This window comes from Prevotella communis (genome assembly GCF_022024115.1).
Taxonomy (GTDB): domain Bacteria; phylum Bacteroidota; class Bacteroidia; order Bacteroidales; family Bacteroidaceae; genus Prevotella; species Prevotella communis.
Map to the genome: position 1 here is coordinate 3,496,734 of NZ_CP091792.1, position 19,472 is coordinate 3,516,205.

General features: G+C 47.0%; 18 protein-coding genes. 7 read left to right on the top strand and 11 right to left on the bottom strand.

The genetic code is table 11. From position 1 onward, the window contains the following. Positions 1 to 17: 17 nt before the first annotated feature. Together L6468_RS14340 and L6468_RS14345 are read right to left on the bottom strand one after the other, a co-directional pair. Positions 18 to 2,207, bottom strand: a complete 2,190-nt coding sequence (locus tag L6468_RS14340; RefSeq protein ID WP_237793760.1) for a TonB-dependent receptor domain-containing protein — start codon at positions 2,205 to 2,207, stop codon at positions 18 to 20. A 185-nt stretch (positions 2,208 to 2,392) separates the two neighbouring features. After that, on the bottom strand, positions 2,393 to 3,904 hold the full coding sequence (locus tag L6468_RS14345) for a hypothetical protein (protein ID WP_237793762.1): 1,512 nt from the start codon (positions 3,902 to 3,904) through the stop codon (positions 2,393 to 2,395). A gap of 337 nt (positions 3,905 to 4,241) precedes the next feature. Between L6468_RS14345 and aroQ the strand changes: the two genes are divergently transcribed. Genes aroQ through L6468_RS14365 form a run of 4 tightly spaced genes read left to right on the top strand, consistent with a single transcriptional unit; the run spans position 4,242 to position 7,030 of the window. Further along, the gene (gene aroQ / locus L6468_RS14350) at positions 4,242 to 4,664 is read left to right on the top strand and encodes a type II 3-dehydroquinate dehydratase (RefSeq protein ID WP_237793764.1); all 423 of its coding nucleotides are present in this window, start codon (positions 4,242 to 4,244) and stop codon (positions 4,662 to 4,664) included. A 38-nt stretch (positions 4,665 to 4,702) separates the two neighbouring features. Next, a complete protein-coding gene (locus L6468_RS14355; RefSeq protein ID WP_237793766.1) occupies positions 4,703 to 5,386 on the top strand; it encodes an O-methyltransferase in 684 nt (227 codons plus the stop codon). A 40-nt stretch (positions 5,387 to 5,426) separates the two neighbouring features. Beyond that, positions 5,427 to 5,762: a 30S ribosome-binding factor RbfA gene (gene rbfA / locus L6468_RS14360; RefSeq protein WP_091817540.1), complete on the top strand. Its 336-nt coding sequence runs from the start codon at positions 5,427 to 5,429 to the stop codon at positions 5,760 to 5,762. Between the two features lie 38 nt (positions 5,763 to 5,800). Continuing rightward, positions 5,801 to 7,030 carry an FtsX-like permease family protein gene (locus L6468_RS14365; RefSeq protein WP_237793777.1) on the top strand — a complete coding sequence of 410 codons (1,230 nt, stop codon included), beginning with the start codon at positions 5,801 to 5,803 and terminating at the stop codon, positions 7,028 to 7,030. Here L6468_RS14365 and murI read toward each other — a convergent pair. Together murI and L6468_RS14375 are read right to left on the bottom strand one after the other, a co-directional pair. Next, complete coding sequence (gene murI / locus L6468_RS14370; RefSeq protein WP_237793779.1) at positions 7,022 to 7,858, bottom strand: glutamate racemase; 837 nt, start codon at positions 7,856 to 7,858, stop codon at positions 7,022 to 7,024. The two genes, L6468_RS14365 and murI, sit on opposite strands and share 9 nt — an antisense overlap. Further along, on the bottom strand, positions 7,855 to 8,370 hold the full coding sequence (locus tag L6468_RS14375) for an OmpH/Skp family outer membrane protein (protein WP_091817548.1): 516 nt from the start codon (positions 8,368 to 8,370) through the stop codon (positions 7,855 to 7,857). Before L6468_RS14375 ends, murI begins: the two co-directional genes overlap by 4 nt. Positions 8,371 to 8,494: 124 nt before the next feature. On the opposite strand from L6468_RS14375, the gene L6468_RS14380 reads away from it, so the two are divergent. From L6468_RS14380 to L6468_RS14390, 3 genes are all read left to right on the top strand, one after another. Beyond that, positions 8,495 to 9,754: a Na+/H+ antiporter NhaC family protein gene (locus L6468_RS14380; RefSeq protein WP_237793781.1), complete on the top strand. Its 1,260-nt coding sequence runs from the start codon at positions 8,495 to 8,497 to the stop codon at positions 9,752 to 9,754. A gap of 22 nt (positions 9,755 to 9,776) precedes the next feature. After that, the gene (locus tag L6468_RS14385; RefSeq protein ID WP_237793783.1) at positions 9,777 to 10,622 is read left to right on the top strand and encodes a patatin-like phospholipase family protein; all 846 of its coding nucleotides are present in this window, start codon (positions 9,777 to 9,779) and stop codon (positions 10,620 to 10,622) included. Positions 10,623 to 10,962: 340 nt separating this feature from the next. Then, positions 10,963 to 11,289, top strand: coding sequence for a DUF4377 domain-containing protein (locus L6468_RS14390; RefSeq protein ID WP_237793785.1), 327 nt, complete (start codon positions 10,963 to 10,965; stop codon positions 11,287 to 11,289). An 86-nt stretch (positions 11,290 to 11,375) separates the two neighbouring features. On the opposite strand, the gene L6468_RS14395 is transcribed toward L6468_RS14390, so the two are convergent. From L6468_RS14395 to L6468_RS14425, 7 genes are all read right to left on the bottom strand, one after another. Next, positions 11,376 to 11,882: an OmpH/Skp family outer membrane protein gene (locus tag L6468_RS14395; protein ID WP_237793787.1), complete on the bottom strand. Its 507-nt coding sequence runs from the start codon at positions 11,880 to 11,882 to the stop codon at positions 11,376 to 11,378. Between the two features lie 75 nt (positions 11,883 to 11,957). Further along, positions 11,958 to 12,473: an OmpH/Skp family outer membrane protein gene (locus L6468_RS14400; RefSeq protein WP_091817564.1), complete on the bottom strand. Its 516-nt coding sequence runs from the start codon at positions 12,471 to 12,473 to the stop codon at positions 11,958 to 11,960. Positions 12,474 to 12,491: 18 nt separating this feature from the next. Next, positions 12,492 to 15,179 carry a BamA/OMP85 family outer membrane protein gene (locus L6468_RS14405; RefSeq protein ID WP_431356703.1) on the bottom strand — a complete coding sequence of 896 codons (2,688 nt, stop codon included), beginning with the start codon at positions 15,177 to 15,179 and terminating at the stop codon, positions 12,492 to 12,494. Positions 15,180 to 15,235: 56 nt separating this feature from the next. Beyond that, positions 15,236 to 15,976 (bottom strand): isoprenyl transferase, encoded by a 741-nt coding sequence (locus L6468_RS14410; protein WP_091817572.1) that lies wholly within the window; start codon positions 15,974 to 15,976, stop codon positions 15,236 to 15,238. A 31-nt stretch (positions 15,977 to 16,007) separates the two neighbouring features. Beyond that, the gene (porG, locus tag L6468_RS14415; protein ID WP_091853426.1) at positions 16,008 to 16,730 is read right to left on the bottom strand and encodes a type IX secretion system protein PorG; all 723 of its coding nucleotides are present in this window, start codon (positions 16,728 to 16,730) and stop codon (positions 16,008 to 16,010) included. A gap of 21 nt (positions 16,731 to 16,751) precedes the next feature. Then, a complete protein-coding gene (locus L6468_RS14420) occupies positions 16,752 to 17,981 on the bottom strand; it encodes a DUF6242 domain-containing protein (protein WP_237793803.1) in 1,230 nt (409 codons plus the stop codon). Between the two features lie 488 nt (positions 17,982 to 18,469). Next, positions 18,470 to 19,384 carry a DUF3667 domain-containing protein gene (locus L6468_RS14425; RefSeq protein WP_237793805.1) on the bottom strand — a complete coding sequence of 305 codons (915 nt, stop codon included), beginning with the start codon at positions 19,382 to 19,384 and terminating at the stop codon, positions 18,470 to 18,472. Positions 19,385 to 19,472 lie beyond the last annotated feature (88 nt).

Genomic DNA, 19,472 nt, shown 5'->3' on the forward strand with positions numbered 1-19,472 from the left:
TTAGAATAAAAAGCTTGTTACCCTCCAATGTTGATACGCACCTTGCCATAGAAAGCACGTCCGGCCTTCTGCAGATTGAAGTTGTCATAGAGCTTGGCATCCGTCAGGTTGTGGCACTCTAAGGAGAAATTGTACTTACCATGCTTCATGGCATAGGTCAGCGTCAGGTTGTGGGCCGTCTGCGTGGGCACTGTCATCTTATTCGATGCGCTGCCATAGACCTCCGAGAACAACGGGAAACTGTGTGTATAGAAAAGGTCGTAGGTGCAACTCAGCAGGTTGCCCTTGCCACCCAGGTCGTGCCAGCGCAGCGTCATGTCAGCATTAGCAAACTGGTAAGGCAGGTTGGGCATGCGTGCCCCATAGGTCAGGTTGGTCTGTTTTGAGCCCGTCTCCTGTGTCTTCTCATCATCGCGCACATCCATCTGCGTCCAGTTGCCTCCAACGCTCAACCAGCGCTGATAGTCATAGCGCAGTCCCACGTTGTAACCCTTGGTTTCCACACGTCCATGGTTCGAGTAAGCACCATAGTAGGTGCCGCTCACATTCTCTGTGGTGCGCTTGATATAGTCCTTGGTCAGGCGATAGATAAGACCACCCTCCAGATAGAGAGCATGCTGGCGGTCGAAGGTGTGGCTATAGTTCATGTTCAGATTATAGTTGTGACTGCGCTCGGGCTTCAACTCGAACTTACCGCGCTCCAGGTCGTTATCGCCAAACAATTCATCGGTTGTTGGCAGACGGCAGGCACGCTCATAACTCAGTTTCAGTTGCCAACCACGTAATATATAGTAGGCAGCAGCCGCACCATAGCCCAGTGTGCTCACGTCGTTGTGGGTCTTCACATAACTTGTGTTGTCGTTGCCACTCAGCGCCAGCGGACCCGAGTTACGCTGGTCGTAGTTTTTCACAAAAACAGTAGCGTTCCAGCGGTCGGTGGGTGCCAACTGATACGACAGTCCCGTGATGCGCTTCACCGTCACCTTATTAATACTATTGGAGAGGTCCACGGTGGCGGTATTGGTCTTGCGGTCCACCGACTGAATCAGGTGGTTCAGTGTGATGGTGTGACCTGCTACAGGACGATAGACGGCACGAAAGGTAGCGTTCCAGTTGTCATTATAGGCCTTGGTATCCTGATAAGACACCTCACCCTTACGTCCGTTCTTATAGCGGCGATCGCCCAACCAGTTATACTCGTAGGTAGCAGTATCGATATTATTTGTCATGTTGCGGTTATAGTTCAACGTAGCCGCCACATCCAGCCCCTTCAGCAAGTCACGCTTGCGATACTCCAGGGCAGGCATCACCGACCATCCCTTGCGATGGCGCTCACCGAAGGCCACCGTCTGACGGGTGTCGGTCTGTATCTCCTTGTACGACTGTGATAGTGTGGCCGACAGCATCAGGCGGTCGGCCCACGACTTGTTCAGCACGCCCACCTTAACCACCAAAGCCTCGTTGTGATAGGCATCGTGCAGACGCTCTACGCGCTCTGTTTTCTTAGCATTCTGCTGACTGCCGCCGCCCTCCAGGAAATGCTTCACACCGGTAGCGTCAATCTGATAGTTGTTATCAGAATAGTTCTGGAAGAAATTAATCTCATAAGTCAGTCCGTTTTTGAAATATTGTCCGAAATCAACGTTAGACTTATGGGTATTGAAAGAGCCATAGCTATAGGAAGCATCAAGATACCAACGGCGGGCAGTTTTCTTCGTAACCACATTGATTACACCGCCAATGGCATCTGTACCAAACTCCACTGGTACCACTCCACGATAGACCTCGATATGGTCGGCATAAGTAACGGGGATATTGTTGAGACCAAATGACTGGCCAACGCCTTCCTGAGGCACACCGTCGATAAACACCTTGACATGCTTGCCTGAAAAACCATCCAGCATCAACTGCATGTCGGAACCCACGCCACCCATCTCACGCAGTTTGACACCTGGCACCTGACGTAAGGCATCGCTCAGGTTCTGTGTGGTGTTCTGGAGTGATTTGGTATCTACCCCGACGGCATTGAAAGCCGACTCGTTGATACGCTTCACGCTACTTGATACCACAGTAACCTCTTTGAGTTGAATGGGAGTTGATGTGTCTAGTTTGCTGTTGGTCTTTTTACTGCCGTTATCATCATTGTCGGCAAATATGTTCTGGCATGTTGCAAGCAGCAAACATGCGAAGAATAGTTTTTGTGTCATCCTAATACCTATTGTCGTTGTTCAGTTTTGCGGGTGCAAAGGTACGGGTTTTTCATTATACCCACAATACACAAAAATTATTAAAAACAAAGCAGAGCTTCCCAGAAAAAGGAAACTCTGCTCATTGTTTTTAAGTATCTCAGCTTTCGCAAGCGTTACTTGCCTTGAAAAAAAGGCTTACTCTCTTACGGATTCACGCGAGTCATACTGAACTGGGCAGTAAAAGTGGAGCCATCCTCTTTCTGACGTAGAGCAGTCCATTTCATCACGCCATTCTCTATAGATGCAATCTCCCAACTCTCACGTTTCTCGGTATCGTCGCCCACATTCTTCCAACGCGAACAAAGCAACACACCATCCACGAAATATTCAGCCATCGTGTTCACATCGGCTACCCACTCACCATGACTGTTTTGCCGGTAATAGACAAAGGTGCCGTCGGCCTTGTATTCCCAGCGATGCAACTGGTTGTCACTATAGGTATCCTGATCGCTGGTGAGACGGCCTTCCCATGTACCTATAATATCATTGCTGTAGTCATGCTTCACGCGTACTTTCCGCTCTCTCAAGTCTTTCGTCAGCCTGTATGACTGGTCGTCGATAAATGTCTCACTCATGGCGTAAACCTGCATCTCATCGTCAGTAACGGAAAGGATATTAAACTGCTGAGAAAACTTGATGTTTTCATTTGGCAGTTTCACCAACTGTACCAAAGTGGTACCATTGGCATTGTAACGACCTTCACAGTGGTTTACCCACACATTCAGGTCACTGATAGCACTAATGGAAAGACTATAATAGAATTTCGTTGCCGTCTCGTAAGTCAGCACCTGCTTGGAATTTGTCACCACAGGCTGACCATTGACCTCGGCCATCATCCATTTTCCCTTAATCTTCTCTGTAAGGTTATCAATAAGAGGACATTTCTTTTCAAGTTCTGCCAACAATGCAGCATCTGCCTTCGTAAGAGCATGGTAAGTTAATACTGTTTCTTCATCACTATCATCACACTTCTCCAATGTCAGCGTGTTGCCACTCACCTTCCACCAGTACAGTTCTCTCTGAAAATAGTCGTTGGAGTTGTAAATCTCCAGCATCGGTCCGTCTTCATCCGAGTTATCCTCGCCATAAAACTGGCTATAATCGGTGCGAATACACTGGTCACCAGTCACAGTATAACGTGTGGTCTTCAGACCGCTGTCCTCTGTAAAATCAAGCATGGTATAAGTGGATTTGCCATTCTCTTCCTGAACCATAAACCACTTGCCACAGTAGTCGTTGCCCTCCAAAGAGAGATCATACATGGAAAGAAGAGCCTTTTCTGCCTTAGAAGGACGATGGAAGGTTAACGACATCTCTACATCATTGGAAGAATCGGTAAATATCATCTGGTCACCTACGAAACTGAATTTTGCTTCACCCTCAAACAACTCACACTGGATGGTATGAGCTGCTTCGTTCACGGTATAAATGCCATGACGGCACGAACGCTCCCAACAGTTGAGAGGTTCTGTGGTATTACCATCGTAATTTTTTTGAAAAAGCACGCCATCTTCATTGAAGGAGAGCAGCACGTACACAACATCATTCTCGTCACCAAGTTCTATATCAGGATTAACCATAGCCATCCACTCACCAATCAATTTCTTTTGGTAGTCTTGGGATACAGAATCATCATCGTCAGAGCACGAGGTCATTATACTTCCTGTAAAGACACAGGACATGATAACGATAAAAACTGCTACTGAGTGAGCACAAAAGTGACCTAAACGGTGTGTCGAACGGGAAATGGCTCGAGCACAAATCAATAATCGGTTAGTATTTTCCATTTGTATTTTATGTTAAAAGACGATGCAAATATACCAATTATTTTTTATACCACCTAATTATTTCAAATAAAAAAGCCTTATCGCAGTAAACAACATATTACAACACATTGAAGCGTAGAAGAAAAACAGATATATCAATAGCAAAGAAATAATTTGTGGTTTTATAAATAAATTCGTATCTTTGCAGCGAATAAACCAAGAGAAGATGAAAATACAGATTATCAATGGGCCCAACCTGAACCTGCTGGGGGTGCGCGAGCCAGGCATCTATGGCAGTGAGTCGTTCGAAGTTTTCCTGCCTAAACTGCAGGAGAGATACCCCGATATTGAGATAGATTACTATCAGAGCAATGTGGAGGGCGAACTGATCAACAAGATGCAGGAGGTGGGCTTCAGCTGCGACGGCATCGTGCTGAATGCAGGGGCTTATACGCATACCAGCATAGCGCTGCACGACTGCATCCGCTCGCTGAGATGTCCTGTGATAGAGGTGCATATCTCTAACGTACACCAGCGCGAGGAGTTCCGCCACAAGTCCATGATTTCTGCTGCCTGCAAGGGTGTGATTTGTGGATTTGGACTGGATAGCTATCGCCTTGCAATAGAGGCCTTAAGCCCCCTAAGTTAGGGGGATGGGGGTCTGAACAAATGCAGGCCCCGTGAAGTATGAGTAATAATAATAATATCGCAATCGGTTCAGACCCCCAACCCCCTAACTTAGGGGGCGACGTGGAACACTATATCCTCTCCCACATAGAGCCGGAGCCCGACTATCTGTATCGTCTGTGGCGCGCCACCAACATCTATATGTTGCACGGACGAATGGCCAGCGGACACCTGCAGGGACGACTGCTGAAGATGCTGGTACAGATGATACGTCCCAGGCGCATCCTGGAGGTGGGCACATTCAGTGGCTACAGCGCACTCTGCATGGCCGAGGGACTGGAGGAAGGCGGCAAGGTCTATACCTTCGAGATCAACGATGAGCAGGAGGACTTCACACGTCCGTGGATAGAGGGCTCGCCCATGGCCGATAAGGTAGAGTTCATCATCGGCGATGCCATCAAGGAGGCACCAAAACTGGGACTGGAGTTTGATATGGCCTTCATCGATGGCGACAAGCGCACCTATGTAGAGACCTACGAGATGGTGCTCAAGATACTGCGTCCAGGCGGATTCATCCTGGCAGACAACACGCTGTGGGACGGACACGTGACAGACCCAGCCTACGACCGTGACCACCAGACACAGGGCATACGTCGCTTTAATGACCATATAGCGCAGGACACAAGAGTGGAACAGGTTATCCTGCCCCTGCGCGACGGACTGACACTTATTAGAAAGAAATAAAAGAGTAAAAGATTTAATGTTTAATCTTTAATGTTATAAAATGCAAGAAACAAGACAAAACAAGATTGCACGCCTGCTACAGAAAGAGCTAAGTGTGATATTCCAGGAGCAGACTCGCGCCATGCATGGCGTAATGGTCAGCGTAACGAGAGTGAAGATTTCGCCAGACCTAAGCATCTGCACAGCTTATCTGAGCATCTTCCCCTCAGAGAAGGGTGAGGAATTGCTACAGAATATTGAGAAGAGCAGTCAGCAGATACGTTATGCATTGGGTCAGCGCGTACGCCATCAGTTGCGTATCGTGCCAGAGTTGCGCTTCTTCATCGATGACTCGCTGGACTATATCGAACGTATTGACGAACTGCTCAAAAAGTAAAAGTGAAGAGTGAAGAGTGAAAAATTTGCTACCGCCACATGAATTTTCCCTTCTATATAGCTCGTCGTTACATATTCTCTAAGAAATCTACGAATGCCATTAATATCATTAGTGGCATCTCGGTGCTTGGTGTTGCCGTGGCCACAATGGCGATGGTGGTGACGCTGAGCGTGTTTAATGGCTTCAGCGACCTGGTGGCTTCATTCTTCACGGCCTTCGACCCACAACTCAAGATTGTGCCCGTAGAGGGAAAGACGGTTGCTGCCGACGACCCCAAGCTGATAAAGATAAAGACACTTGACGAGGTGGCTGTGGCCACGGAGTGCGTGGAGGATCAGGCTATGGCGGTCTATCACGGCAGGCAGGCGATGATTCACGTGAAAGGTGTGGAGGATAACTTCGACCAACTGACGCATATCAACAGCATTCTCTATGGCGACGGCACCTTTGAACTGCATGCTGCCGACTTGCATTATGGTGTGCCTGGCATCCAACTGGCCGACCAGCTGGGCATGGGTATCAGCTACAGCGAACCCCTGCAGATCTATGCGCCACGACGCGAGGGGCAGCTGGACATGAGTGATCCTACCGACGGTTTTGTTCAAGATGAACTCTATTCGCCAGGTGTTGTATTTGAGGTGATGCAGGCTAAATATGACCGCAACTACATCTTGACGAGCATAGGCTTCGCCCGTCGCATCTTCGACCAGCAGGGCATGATATCCTCATTAGAACTGCGTCTGAAACAAGGTTGTGATTTCGAGGCGGTAAAAGAGAATATCAAGGAGATAGCAGGCGAGAAGTATCAGGTGATGGATCGCTACGAACAGCAGGATGACACCTTTCGCATCATGAAGATAGAAAAGCTCATTGCCTATATCTTCCTGACCTTTATCCTGATGGTGGCATGCTTTAATATCATCGGTTCGCTGTCCATGCTGATTATCGACAAGAAGGATGACGTGGTGACGCTGCGCAACCTGGGTGCTACAGACCGACAGATTACACAGGTATTCCTGTTTGAGGGACGTATCATCTCGGCCATCGGTGCCATCATCGGTATTCTGATAGGTCTGCTGCTCTGCTGGATTCAGCAGACATTCGGCATCATCTCACTGGGCAGCAGTGAGGGTGCATTTGTCATCAATGCCTATCCAGTGAGCGTACACCCGCTGGATATCATCATCATCTTTATCACAGTATTGGCTGTAGGATTCCTCAGCGTTTGGTATCCCGTACATTATTTCTCCAAACGTCTGTTATCCTAAGGTGATATTCTCCACCTCAACGGGTTCGTGGAGGAATATCTGAGCCTGTTCCTTGAATTTATCAGGATTCTCGGTGGTGAGGTAATGGGCAGTGCCCCCCTTAGAGCACTGCCTTTCCATCTCAGGATGGCGCTCAAGGTATGACTTCAGACTCTCGGCCACATACTCACCCTGAGGCACAACCATCACACCTGCTGGCAGATACTTCAAAATCTTTGGCATCAGCAGGGGATAATGCGTGCAACCAAGGATGATGGCATCTATCTGCGGATCTAGAGCCATAATCTGGTCAATACGCTTCTTCACAAAATAATCGGCTCCTGGGGAATCGGCCTCATTGTATTCCACCAATGGCACCCAGAAAGGACAAGCAACGCCCGACACCTGGACATCAGGATAGAGCTTCTTGATTTCTAGGTTATAGCTCTCGCTCTTGATGGTACCCTCGGTGGCCAGCACTCCAACATGACGGCTCTCTGTGAGCGAGCCAATAACCTCAGCCGTAGGACGAATCACGCCCAATACGCGGCGGTCCTTGTCCCATTTGGGAAGGTCAACCTGTTGGATGGTGCGCAGGGCTTTTGCAGAAGCAGTATTACAGCCTAAGATAACCAGATGGCATCCCATCTCAAACAGGCGCTGCACAGCCTGGCGGGTAAACTCATAAACCACATCGAAGGAACGCGGTCCGTAAGGGGCACGGGCATTATCACCCAGATACAGATAATCGTATTCGGGCAACAACTGACGGATGCCATCCAGGATGGTCAGTCCGCCATATCCGCTGTCAAAGACACCTATAGGACCTGGAGCCTGCGAGAGTTTCATCGATTCAGTTTCTTAACAACAAGTTCATTGACATCGACACCCATTGCCGGCTCGATAAACGGACAGGCATTGGCATCGGTATTGATGACAAGGGCCAGTCCCTGCTCACGGGCAATCGTAGCAATGGCTTCATTCAGATGAATACGAAGAGGTGCCATCAGCTGGGCCTCTGTATCCTTCATCTCCTGAACAGACTGCTGTTTAAAGGCAACATTCTTCTGGAGCATCTCCTGCAGCTCCGTCTGGCGCTTCAAGAGGATGGTACGTGGAAAATCCTTCTGTCCGTCGAGGAAGTCCTCATACTTACGGTTGAACTCGTCCTCCACACGCTGCATCTCAGCATTAAAGGCACTGCGCAGGGAGTCCATACGCATCTGTACGGTGGCATATTCCTTCATTGACTTCAACGCCAGGTCATAACTCAGATAACCAAACTTCAACGCTGGCGCATTGTCCTGTGCCTGTGCTGCCATGGCGATACAGGCAAATATCACTAAGAGAATTTTTTTCATACCTTATTATAAACAGTCTAATGATTCAGCCGCAAAATTAGGCATATTTTCCCAAATAACGAAATGATTTAGCGTTTTTATCAATTATTAATCGTATCTTTGCACAGGAAATAAAACTAAGCAGATGAAAGCATTAAGTCCATTAATCGTATTCCTGGTGCTCTATCTGGTCACAAGTATCGTTGCTCAGGATTTTTATAAAGTACCTATCGCCGTAGCCTTCCTCGTCAGTTCCGTCTATTCCCTGCTCACGGTGAAAGGGACGATGAATGAGCGTATCAATATCTTTGCGAAGGGAGCAGGCAATCCTACGATGGTGCTGATGCTGGCTATCTTCATCCTGGCAGGTGCCTTCGCTGCAGCGGCAAAGACAATGGGGGCTGTGGATGCCACCGTGAACCTGGCCCTGAACTATCTGCCAGAGCAGGCTATCCTCCCAGGCATCTTCCTGGCTTCATGCTTTATCTCCCTGAGTATCGGCACCAGCTGTGGTACCATTGCTGCCCTTACGCCTCTGGCTGTGGGCATCGCCCAACAATCAGGCATCAGCGTTCCTTTGATGGTAGGACTGGTGGTTGGCGGCACATATTTCGGCGACAACCTCTCGTTTATCAGCGACACCACCATTGTGGCCACACAGACGCAAGGGTGCAACATGAAGGATAAGTTCCACGTCAACATCCGCATCGTAGCACCCGTAGCCCTGCTGATGCTTGTTGTCTATTTCTTCCTGGGAACCAGCCTCAACACAAGTGCAGAGGTGGGCGAGGTGAACTTCTGGCTCGTACTGCCCTATCTCGCTGTTGTCATCTTAGCCGTATGTGGTATCAACGTCCTGCTGACATTGACTATCGGCATTATCCTCACTGGTATCATCGGCATCAGTCATGGAACCTACGACCTTTTTGGCTGGTTCAGCGCCATGAACGAAGGTATGATGGGCATGTCGGAACTGATTATCGTCACCATCCTGGCAGGCGGAATGCTGGAGATTATCCGTCACAACGGTGGCATCAACCTCATCATCAAAGCCCTGACAAGGAATATCAATGGAACACGTGGCGGCGAGATGAGCATCGCAGTCCTGACCTGTCTGGTGAATATCTGTACAGCCAACAACACCGTGGCTATCATCACCACCGGCCCGATAGCCAAGGATGTGGCCAAGCGTTTTGGTATCGACCCACGCAAATCGGCCTCTATCCTTGATACAGCTTCCTGTTTCACCCAGGGAATGCTGCCCTATGGCGCACAAGTGCTGATTGCAGCTGGGCTATCAGGTCTGAATCCCATCATTATCATCCCTCACCTGTTCTACCCCATGCTCATCGGCATAGCCCTTGTATTGGCTATTTTGTTCCGTTATCCAAGGAAATATTCATAAGAACCAGACTATTCAACACAATATGAAAAAAGGACTTGTTTTAGAAGGAGGCGCCATGCGCGGACTATGGACGACAGGCATCATCGATGTGATGATGGAACACGACATATGGCCCGACGGGCTCATTGGTGTATCAGCTGGTGCTGCCTTCGGCTGTAACTATAAATCCAGGCAGATAGGACGTGCCATCCGTTACAACATGCGCTTTGCCAAGGATAGTCGCTACAGTGGCATCCGCTCACTACTCACCACAGGCGACTATTTCAACGCAGAGTTTGATTATCATATTGTACCTAAGCAGTATGAGATCTATGACGACGATGCTTTCAACCATAACCCCATGGAGTTTATCGTGGTGTGTACGGATGTGGAAACAGGAGAAGCTGTCTATCAACCACTGACGGAAGCCAACTATGACACCTATGAATGGATACGTGCATCGGCATCGATGCCCCTGGTTTCTAAAGTGGTCAGCATACAGGGACGCAAACTGCTTGACGGAGGCGTGGCTGACTCTATTCCCCTGGCCTACACAGAATCGATTGGTTACGACCGCAATGTGGTGGTTCTCACCCAACCGTTGGGGTATCAGAAAGAGCACAACCGCCTGATGCCCTTGATGCGCCTTGCCCTAAGACGCTATCCAGAGATGATCAAAGCCTTGGACTATCGTCACATCATGTATAACAAACAGCTGGAATATGTGGCTCAGGCCGAGCGTGAGGGTCGCTGTCTGGTGATTCGTCCTGACGCGAAAATTCCCATTGGTCATATCTCGCATAATCCCCAACAGATGCAGCACGTCTACCAGATAGGTCGTGCCATTGGTGAACGCTATATTGAGCGCATCAAGGACTTCTGGGGATAATCTGCAGGGAGAGTTCAAATTATTTCATCATTTATTTGCTGATACTATATATATATGTGGACACTAGTGAACACCAATAATAAAACAGGAAAAACTACGAGAAAGCTTTATATTTTTCTTCAATTTCTTGTTTTATACTATAAAAATATGTAATTTTGTAAACTCAAAAGGCAATGGTGATTATATTGAATTCCAAAATATTACTGTGCCAGCAGGAAATAGTTCTTACTATATATTGGACGTGTTTACAACAAAGATCATTATTATAATAACAATCCTATAGAAGATGAATACACAGAAATTGAAGTGGAGTAAAGGGATATGGATTATCCCAATGCTCATGGTATTAGTACTAGCCTTTGCAGGATGCACAGACGATGAGAGCACCGAAAACGAGCAGTACACAGTTGGAACTATTGAAGTGGCTGCCAACAGCCGCTCAGAGGGCTATAGTCTTGACGGGCTGCCTGTGTCCTATTACCAGGTCAGGGAGAATAAATCCGGGGAATGGACATTGTCGCAGATTGACGGCTTTGACTCTCTCTACGCAGAGAATACTGCCTATGAGTTAAAGGTCAAGATTCTCAAAAACAGCAACCAAACAGACATTCCCAGTCGAATTTATGTATTTCTCAACATTGTAGGCATCACGTCTGAACAGAAATAACCAATGATATCTGTGAGCAAAATGCTCCAACATAAAAGGCCGACATTCGTGATGTCGGCCTTTTATATAATCTCGTCTTATAGATTTTACTTCAATCCCAGCTTAGCCTTAACCTGAGCGGTAACGTCGCTTGAGAGTGTAGTGCTGATATAAGGAATGCCAGCGCTCATATCCATCACGTATACATAGCCACCCTCCTGACCAACAGCCTTGATAGCATCAAGGACCTTGGCGGTGATAGCCTGCATCTTCTCCTGCTGAGCCTTAGCAAGAGCCTGCTGGTTGTCCTGATAGGTCTGCTGGATACGCTGATAGAGATCCTGCAGCTCCTGATTACGACGAGTCTTGATATTCTCGGGCAGGGTAGCCTCCTCCTTCTCGAAAGCCTCAGCCTTCTTCTGGAGTTCGTCCTGCATAGACTTCAAATCAGCCTCATACTGCTGAGTAAGCTTCTCGATGTCTGTACGTGCAGTAGTAAACTCAGGCATAGCCTGGACAATCTCCTGTGTGTTCACGTGACCAAACTTAGCCTGTGCGTTGGCGGTAGTGAAACCGCAGATTGCGCAAAGAGCGCAGATAATAAACTTTTTCATTGTTGTTGTTTTATTTTTATTAAGTTATTTTCGTTAGAACATTATATCGTTATGACGTTATCATGTCGTATGAGTTTAATTGGCGTAGCCCAGTTTGCGCAGCACCTCATCAGAGATATCAATCTTAGGCGAGCCAAAGATGATGCCTGTATCGCTGGCACGATCGAGTACCAGCTGATAGCCACGCAGGTCGGCAACATCCTTAATAGCATTATAGACCTCCTCCTGGATAGGATTCATTAGGGCTGTGCGCTTCTTGAAGAGCTCTCCCTCAGGACCAAAATATTTTTTCTTCAGGTCGGCAGCAGATTTCTCCTTCTCCATAATAGCATCTTGCTTAGCCTGTTTCTGCTCCTTAGAGAGGAAAACCACCTCGTTCTGGTAGTTCTTATACATAGTCTGAGCTTCAGTCATTATGGCATCCACCTCTGCCTGCCATTTCTTCGACACCTGCGACAGTTGTTCGTTAGCACGCTCGTAGGCAGGGATATTCTTGAAGATATAGTCCATATCAACCAAAGCAAATTTCTGTGCAGAGGCCGTTGAGAGACCACAGACAGCACAGATAAAAAGGATTATCAGTTTCTTCATTATCATTAATTTTATAGGTTAGAATTCCTGTCCAAGTATGAAGTGGAACTGACCGCCACCACGCTGCCAGCCTCCATTGTATACCTTGTCGAAACCATAGGCCCAGTCGATACCCATCAGACCCACCATAGGCAGGAAGATACGTACACCGACACCAGCCGAACGTTTCATATCAAAGGGGTTGAAATCACGAGTCTTTGCCCATGCGTTACCACCCTCAAGGAAGCCAAGTCCGTAGATAGTAGTGTTGCCCAACATAAAGGGATAGCGCAACTCCAGCGTGAAGCGGTCGTAGGCATAGGCATCATAGGCACTATAGCGACTGCCACTCCACTCACCACCCTTTACATAGGCAGAAGAAGAGATAGAACCATTATCATAACCACGCAGACCGATGGTCTCCTCAGCATAACTGGTGCTATAGCCACTCATACCGTCACCACCCACATAGAAGGTTTCGAATGGTGACTTCTTGTATTTATTGTAAGAGCCCAGCAAACCAAACTCTACACGAGTCATCAGCACGAAGCATTTCTGACCATCTGAGAGGGCTGTATAGGTACGGCTCTTGAACTTCCACTTGTGATACTCCACCCACTTATACTTTGACGACTGCTCGCTCTGGTAGCGCTCATAATCGTTGGTATAAGTATCCTGGGTAGCCAGATTCTTATAATCCTTGCCATCAAACAAAGACCAAGGTGGCGTAAGGGTTACAGAGAGTGAGAACTCTGAACCATGACGTGGGAACAAGGGGTTATCGGTAGAATTACGTGTCAGCGACAATCCCAGGTTGATATTGTTACAGTTACCATTGGAAATCAGGAAGTACTGCCAGTCTTTCAGCATATAACGCTGATAAGCCAAGGTAGCCGAGAACTGGAAATAGTCATCAGGCCAGCGCAGACGCTTACCCCATCCAACGGAGATACCCAACAGTTTCACATATTTATCGTCATCAAGGAAACTATCATAGTTATAGTAGCTGCTGTTGTATGAACCCGTGCCATACATGTAACTATAGATATTGTTCATGTAGGCTGAGTTGTAATAGGTGCTCGACACGTCACTCTGCTTAGAATAATAGACACCTACGTTGAAGGCGTTAGGACGCTTTCCGCCAAACCAACCCGTAGAGTAGTTGGCACTATAACTGCTATAGTAACGACCATTTGTCTGGAAATTCAAGCCAATCTGCTCACCATCACCAGCAGGCAGGAAGCCACGGCGCAGCTTGTTCTTACCAAGGAGGTTGCGCAAAGAGAAGTTATTGAACTTGACACCTACACGACCGATGACACCAGTCTGTCCCCAACCAAGTGAGAGTTCCAACTGGTCATTAGATTTCTGCTCCAGGTTCCAGTCTACGTCAACAGTACCATCCTGATAGTTAGGCTTCACGTCTGGGCTCACCGACTCAGGGTCGAAGTAACCCATAGAAGCGATTTCACGAGCAGAACGCATCAGGGCATCCTTTGAGAAGAGATCACCAGGCTTGGTACGGAGTTCACGGCGCACTACCTCCTCATAGAGGCGGTCGTTACCAAAGATACGTACATTGTTCAAGTGAGCCTGCGGACCTTCTGTGATACGTACCTCCACATCTATAGAGTCACCCACAACATTGATATCTGTTGGCTCCACACTAGAGAACACATAACCATTATTATAATAGAAGTTATGTACAGCATCATCATCCTCTATCAAGCGCTTGTTCATGAGTCGCTGGTTGTAGACATCGCCTTTCACCATTCCCAGCGTCTTATTCAGAGCATCGGTATTGGCAACGGTATTACCAACCCAAGTGATATTACGCAGATAGTATTTCTCACCCTCCTCTATCTTGACATACACGTTGACGTGCTTGTCGTCAACCGTCCACACAGAGTCCTCAACGATTGTTGCATCACGGAAACCCATCTCGTTATACTTGTCGATAAGGGCTTGCTTAGCCTCACCATAGCGCTCTGGAGTAAATTTCTTGGCCTTGAAGAAATTGCCCAGTTTGCCTGCCTCATGAATCTTACCAAAGGCACCCTTAGAGAAGAAACCACCCTTGATTTTCTTGTCAGCCACCTTTTCATTACCATCAAAGATAATGCGGCGAACCTTCATCTTGGCTTTCTTATCGATATAGACATCGAGCACCACCTGATTCTTACCCGTTACATCATCGCTCTGACGGATATCAATCTCAGCATTCTTATAGCCTTTATCATCAAAATACTTTGTGGCCAGGATCTTAGCACGGTCAATGAGGTTCTTCGTCAGACTCATGCCCTTGGCCATACCCAGTTTGTTCTCCAAATCCTCGCGCTCGCTCTTCTTCACACCATGATATTCAATATTGGTGATACGAGGACGCAGGGACAGATGGATACAAAGATAGACCTTAGAATCCACGATAGAGTCGGCGGTGATTGAGACATCTGAGAACAAGCCATGTTTCCAGTAACGCTTCACAGCCTCCGTAATCTCACTGCCAGGAACCTCGATACTCTGCCCTACACGAAGTTGCGACAGGTTAATCAATACGAAATCCTCATAGCCCTCTACACCTTCTACGGTGATACCACCAATCTCACACTGACGGGGAGTACCAGCATAGGAGATATCGGGGTTTACTATCTTATTCTGTGCTGAAGCATACAAAGGCAAGAAGGTAAGAAGGCAAAGAGGCAAGATACCTTTCACCAATCCTTTCACCTTATTTATAATATAATAATGGGTCACTTTAATTTGACTTTAACATTTTTACCTTATTACTTTTCCTCCTCTTCCACCTGCGCCTCGGTCTTACCAAAACGACGCTGACGGCTCTGGAAACTCTGAATAGCCTTACGCAGCTCCTGCTCACCGAAGTCGGGCCAGTAGGTGTCGCAGAAATAGAGCTCTGAGTAAGCTATCTGCCATAGCAGGTAGTTGGAGATACGTACCTCGCCACCCGTACGGATCAGCAGGTCGGGATCGGGCATAAAACTTGTCCACAGGTGCTCATCGACGGTTTTCTCATCGATAGACTCTGGAGTGAGGGTCCCATCCTTCACCTCCTGTGCCATCTTCTGCATAGCACGTACAATCTCAAGCTTCGATGAATAGCTCAATGCCACAACCATTGTCATCGCATCATTCTTTGCCGTATGCTCTTCCGTCTCACGCAGTTTCTGCTGTACAGCCTCAGGCAGTCGACCTAAGTCGCCTATCACACGGAAACGCACATTATTCTTCATGAAGATCTCATCCTCGAGTGAAGAGAGAACCAATCCCATAAGTGCAGCCACCTCATCATCGGGGCGGTTCCAGTTTTCAGTAGAGAAGGTATAGAGCGTGAGGTACTTCACACCCAGTCGTGTACATTCTGACGTGATGCGACGTACGGCCTCAACACCGGCCTGATGACCATAGGTGCGCTCCTTGCCACGTTCCATGGCCCAGCGACCGTTACCATCCATAATAATGGCAATGTGCTGTGGGATGCGCGTCATATCCAGTTCTGCTGTCATATTTAAATTACAGTTTCAATTATCAATTCCGTTAGTCATTATCGTTATGACAAGTCTTACATTTCTCCATGAACTCATAGGTCAGCGAGAGTTGCAAAGTGGTGTAGCAATCGGTATTCTTAAACAGATCGCTGCTCTTGATGCCATAGGGATCACGAATACCATCCAGTTTATCGCTGCCCGAGATATGCATCAACCATTCTGCCGTGAGGTTCAGACGGTCCATCAACTTATACTTCACACCAAAACCGATAGGTACCTGAAAAGCCACTACCGACTTATCTCCTTTAGCAAAAGCGAGGCCTCCGCCCAAAGTGATAAAAGGTGTCAACGGCTGTGCACCGTGATACTCCCGTCCTGTACCGAAAGGCCAGAAGTTATATTCATACTTGACGTTCAAGTCAACCAGCTTCGTAGAGAACGACGTAGGGACATCAGTACCACCAGGATACCACGTGCCAGCATTCTCTGCCTCACCCTTCAGTTGTCCGTAGTTCAACGTAGCCGCCCATGCCATACGGGGATTCATCTTGTATTTTGCCACCAGTCCCCCCATGGGCTGCATCTTCTTGAGAAGGTTACCATTGTAATCGCCCAGATAGTTCATCAGGCCAACACCGGCACCCAACTCCATCTTATATTCCGGCTCGTCCTGAGCCAATATAGTCTGAGTGAAGAGTGAACAGTGAAGTGTGAAGCATACAAATAGTATTTTCACCCATACTGTTGAGATATGATATTTACCTTCGCTCATCACTGCTTATATCTTACATCATCATTTCTTTCCCAGCCATACCTCACCAGCATCGGTGACCACCCAAAGGCGGTTCTGACTATCGGCAGCAAGACTCATCACAGTTCCCTGCAAATCTGTAGGCAACGCATATTTAGAAGATTCCTTCCATGTGATGCCCTGATCAGCTGACTGATAAATCACCTTATCACTGCCAAGCGCCAATACCATATTATTATAATAGGCCAGTGATAAATGCTGCAGCACAGGCAAAGTATAAGGATTGTTCAGGTCAACAGGCATATATACCCATTTTCCACCCTTCGAAACACCACCATACTGATTAATCTTACGCCATACACGAACCTGATTCTGTGCATCGTTACCCACCATCAGCAGGTAATCGGTAGAATCCAGTGGAGTATAATCCCATGATGTCATAGCGATATCGCTAACAGGCAACAGAGAAGCATCCTCGTCAAGCGTCTCATCCAACCAAGTTGCGCCATTATCTTCTGAACGCTTCATCATGCCGTCGGTACCCAAAGCAAAGAGGCCCTTTGTGCCTACGCCAACCAACTGCTTCAAAGCTGCTGTACCCATGACAGTCCAGTTATTCAGATCCTCAGAGCGCTCCACATTGGCGCCATTCAGTCTGAAAGCACAATTATCTGCAGTCACCACGTTCTGGTCAACCAAGCGGACACTATCTCCAAAAGCCACCAGATGGTTTTCGCTCCATCCCTGCAAATCAGCACGCGTATCCACCTTATTCCATTCGAAAGAAAGACCGGCACTCTCATCGACAGAAAGAGTTACTGTATAATCACGATAGCCCTCCATATTCGTAGGGAAGACACGGAAGACACGAGGTGTAGTGAAATCGATAGAGTCACTGGTACTGAAGAAACGAATACTGTCGCTAGTAAGTGACTTCAAGGTTACAATAGCATTATTCAGGGTAGAGACACTACTGATGGTCACGTGAGCCAAGTCAGTACCCGATGGCAACAGATCCTGGTTGTAGATACGATAACTGTTCTGGTCGATAGCCATGTTATAGTTCGAGCCTGTCAATGTAGACTTGATAATGGTATCGTTACCAGTGTCAGAAGAGGTTGAATGGGTATATCTGTTCAGCGTACCCAAAGCGAAGGCCGTAATAGCCATATCACTATATACTGTTGTATCATCGTCGCCGTTGCCAAGGCACGAAGTCATCGTCACTAATGCGCCAAGCATCACACACAGCGGCTTAAAAAGTTTTTTCATCTAATCTTGTTTAAACAATTTGGTTGCAAAGTTAAGCACAAATCTGCAAAAAGCAGACATTTTCACCACTTAATTAAACAAAATATATCATTATTGCCCTGATTTTAAGTTGTTTTTAGGATTTTGTATGGTTTATTTACCGCTATATGGCAGACTTACTGGTAAAATGAGCATAAAAAAGAGTGCGGTATGAATCGCTCACCCCGCACTCCTTTCAACGGATGTTAGTATTCATCAGAGTGATAACACTCAGAATTGTGGAAATAACCACTAATACCAACACACACGTTGTTTGAAAATCTAATAACATAATCTTTACCTTAATTCTATAAAACTACTAACCTAATGAATAACGTGTGTGTAATCATCACGACTACATTGCAAAGGTACAAATTATTTTGTATTACAAGTGTAGGATAAACGCTTTAGTTTGCGCAAACACCCATAATTCTTGATTTAAATCAAGTTTATGTGTGTAATTTTGCATTTTATTGTGCGTTCATTGCCATCGTTAACCCTACAACTATACCAACCAGCACCACAATAATCAAAACCGCAATTGTGATGATAGCAAATGAAGCAACGAGGCCCAGGATGGTACGAAGGTACGAATAACCACAGAGTTGTTTGAGTGCAACAATACTCAATATCGGGGATATAAAGCCGATGGTATCCAAGTTCACGCAGAAGAAACTGAATACTATTGAGACGATATTCATCATATTAGTAATATAAATCATCGCCACAAAGAACTCAGTATAATACAGATCCGGGATTGCCGGACAATTCCTGAAGAGCACATAAAGTGGCAAAGAGAGCACCAACAACCAAACCAGTTCTACCACTGTCTGATGGTCGATAAGGAATCTGATGAAGACCTTGAGCGTACCATTTATTTTTTCTCCGAAGTCCAGACGTTCATTATCTGTGCCTGACTTCACTCCAGCTTTCTGCTCAGCAGGGGCAGTCCGTATATCCATATCAATACTTCTCTCGTAAGCCTGTACAACCTTCACCAACTGATTTTCACCTCTTATATTAAGACCACTATTAACCACGATAGATAAAGTTGCCAAGAGGAAAAACATCTTAAACGGTGGAAAATAGGCCATCTGCATACCGCCCAGATAATCGCGAATCATATAGCCGGGACGCAACAACAAGTCGCGAATACTACGAAACATACCACGATTACCCAGTCCCCAGACGTCAAGAAACAACAGAAAAGCCGTCTTCATCGAATAACGTCCGATACGTGACGACTGTCCGCATCGCGGACAATAATTACCTTGATAACTGGTGCCGCAGGTGGCACAGGTATGTTCCTCCTGTGTGAGTGGAGCCACCTGATAAGGACGCTGTTGCCACTCTTTGAACACACGGTATTTCTCTTTCAGATTCATTGTTTCTAATGGTTAGTAAAAAACAAAAACAGGCATCTGCACCATTCCGTGTAGACGCCTGTTTTATCGTTATGTCGTAGGACCTAAG